General features: G+C 70.5%; 2 protein-coding genes. Both read left to right on the top strand.

Annotation, left to right across the window (positions count from 1 at the left end; genetic code table 11):
• Positions 1–17 precede the first annotated feature (17 nt).
• Positions 18–2,378 carry an FtsK/SpoIIIE family DNA translocase gene (locus VGB60_RS06035; protein WP_331037362.1) on the top strand — a complete coding sequence of 787 codons (2,361 nt, stop codon included), beginning with the start codon at positions 18–20 and terminating at the stop codon, positions 2,376–2,378.
• Positions 2,379–2,407: 29 nt separating this feature from the next.
• Positions 2,408–2,560, top strand: a complete 153-nt coding sequence (locus VGB60_RS06030; protein WP_331037361.1) for a hypothetical protein — start codon at positions 2,408–2,410, stop codon at positions 2,558–2,560.
• The last annotated feature ends 191 nt before the right edge of the window (positions 2,561–2,751 follow it).

Genomic DNA, 2,751 nt, shown 5'->3' with positions numbered 1-2,751 from the left:
CCGGAGACCGCCCCCGCATGTCCGCCGCCTTCGCCATCGGTCAGCGCGCCTGGCTCGGCGCCCGCATCCTGTGGGGCGCGCCCGTCGCGGTGAAGTTCCGCGGCGTGCTGCAGGCCCTGCTCGCCGCTCTTCTGCTGGCGGCCCTGGCCTCGTGGAACCCGGCCGATCCCAGCTTGAACGCGGCCTCGGGGGCGGCGCCGACCAACTGGCTGGGCCTGAACGGCGCCCTCTTCGCCGACCTGTTCATGCAGTCGCTGGGCCTCGCCGCCTGGCCGGCCGCCCTGCTGCTCACCGCCTTCGGTCTCGCCGCCGCCATCGGCGACGTGATCCAACAGCGGCTCAAGCCGTCACCGCTGAAGGCCCTCTCCGCCACCGTCGGCGTGCTGGCGCTGTCCGCGGCGCTGTCCGCCCTGACCCAGCCCGCCGCCTGGCCGCTGGCCGCCGGTTTGGGCGGTCTGTGGGGCGACGCGATGGTCGGGCTGGTGCGCATGGCCTGCGAGGCGCTGCGGCTGCCGGGCGCGCCTATCGTCGCCGGCGTCGTCTTCCTGCCCGCGGCCCTGTGGGCCATCGGCTACGCGATCGGCCTGAGGGTCTCGGACATCGGCGACGCCCTGACCTGGTCCAGCCGCCGCTCCGCCGCGCCCGCTCCCGCCAAAGCGGCACGCACGCCCGCCAAGGCCCCACCCCGGCCTCGACCAGCGCCTGAGCCCGACGACTATCCCGCCGTCGCGCTGGACCCCGCCGCCGACGACCCGCCGTGGGACACGCCCGAGCCCGTCCGCGGCGCGCCAGAGCCCAAGGTCGCGGCCGCCAAGGCCCCCAAGGCCTCGCGCCGGGAGCTGGACGACAGCCAGGCCGCTTTCGACTTCGCCAAGCCTTCCACCGGCTTCGACCTGCCCCCGCTGGGCATGCTGACCAAGCCGGCAAAGCGCGTCGCCTCGGTCGACGAAGAGGCGCTGAAGCAGAACGCCAAGATGCTGGAGGGCGTGCTGCAGGAATTCGGCGTCCGCGGCGTCATCGACCAGATCCGGCCCGGCCCCGTCGTGACCCTGTACGAATTGGTCCCTGCCCCGGGCGTGAAGCACGGTCGCGTCGTCGCCCTGTCCGACGACATCGCCCGCTCCATGTCCGCCCGCGCCTGCCGCATCAGCGTGGTGCCCGGCCGCAACGCCATCGGCATCGAACTGCCCAACGCCAAGCGCGAGACCGTCTATCTGCGCGACCTGCTGGCCTCGACCGAATACGACAAGCCCGCCCACCTGCTGCCCCTCGCGCTCGGCGAGACCATCGGCGGCGAGCCCTATGTCGCCGATCTGGCGCGCATGCCCCACCTGCTGATCGCTGGAACCACCGGCTCGGGCAAGTCGGTCGGGGTCAACGCCATGATCCTGTCGATCCTCTACCGGCACAGCCCCGCCGAATGCCGCTTCATCATGATCGACCCGAAGATGCTTGAGCTCAGCGTCTACGACGGCATCCCGCACCTGCTGGCCCCCGTCGTCACCGATCCCAAGAAGGCCGTCGTCGCTCTGAAGTGGACCGTGCGCGAGATGGAGGACCGCTACCGCCGCATGTCCAAGCTCGGGGTGCGTAACATCGCCTCCTACAACGAGCGGGCTCGCGAGGCCGTGGCCAAGGGCGAGCATTTTGAGCGCACCGTCCAGACCGGCTTCGACGAGCAGGGACGCCCGGTCTACGAGTCCGAGAAGATCCGGCCCGAACCCCTGCCCTTCCTCGTCGTGGTCATGGACGAGATGGCCGACCTCATGCTGGTCGCCGGCAAGGACGTCGAGGGCGCGGTCCAGCGTCTGGCCCAGATGGCCCGCGCCGCCGGCATCCACCTGATCATGGCCACCCAGCGCCCGTCGGTCGACGTCATCACCGGCACGATCAAGGCCAACTTTCCGACCCGCATCTCCTTCCAGGTCACGTCCAAGATCGACAGCCGCACCATCATGGGCGAACAGGGCGCCGAGCAGCTGCTGGGGCAGGGCGACATGCTCTACATGGCCGGCGGCGGCCGCATCACCCGCCTGCACGGCCCGTTCGTGACCGATCAGGAGGTCGACGAGGTCTGCAAACACCTGCGCGCCCAGGCAGAGCCCGACTATCTGGACCTGATCACCGACGACCCCGACGGCGACGGCGACGCGGCCTTCGACGACGAGGGCGGCGGCTCAGGCGACGACCTCTACGATCGGGCGGTGGCCGTGGTGACCCGCGACCGCAAGGCTTCGACCAGCTACATCCAGCGCCGCCTGCAGATCGGCTACAACCGCGCCGCCTCCCTGATCGAGCGGATGGAGCAGGAGGGCGTCGTCAGCCAGGCCAACCACGCCGGCAAGCGGGACATCCTCGCCGGTCCGCCGCCGATGTAGGTCCGCATCCGCGGCGAGGAGACCACCTGATGAGCCGGAAACGAGGCCGACGACTGGTCATCACCCTGCTGGTCGCAGCCGGGGCCGCCGCGGGACTCTGGGCCGCGGGCCGTTTCTTGAAGGATCGGATCACCTATACGGACCACGCGGTCGACGTCGAGATCATCCGCCCTTCCGCGTAGCTGCCCGGCCCGGCGCCGAGGGATGGGGAACCTCTCCCGATGAACGTCGCTTCATTCCAGCGCCGGAATGTGGTCAGGCTCGGGTCACGACCTCGACAGACCGTCCGGCCATACCTCCTTCATCGACAACCATCCCGAACGGGAGAGAATATGACCGTCTCACGCCGCGCCTTCGCGCTTGGATCCGCCGC

The organism is Brevundimonas sp. (genome assembly GCF_036399195.1).
In the GTDB taxonomy this organism is placed as follows: domain Bacteria; phylum Pseudomonadota; class Alphaproteobacteria; order Caulobacterales; family Caulobacteraceae; genus Brevundimonas.
The sequence above is the reverse complement of the archived record's forward strand: the minus strand, read 5'-3'. Positions and strand labels throughout refer to the sequence as shown.

Coding starts and splice junctions, on each gene's coding strand:
- VGB60_RS06035 (WP_331037362.1), top strand. CDS start 18: ATGTCCGCCGCCTTCGCCATCGGTCAGCGCGCCTGGCTCGGCGCCCGC.
- VGB60_RS06030 (WP_331037361.1), top strand. CDS start 2,408: ATGAGCCGGAAACGAGGCCGACGACTGGTCATCACCCTGCTGGTCGCA.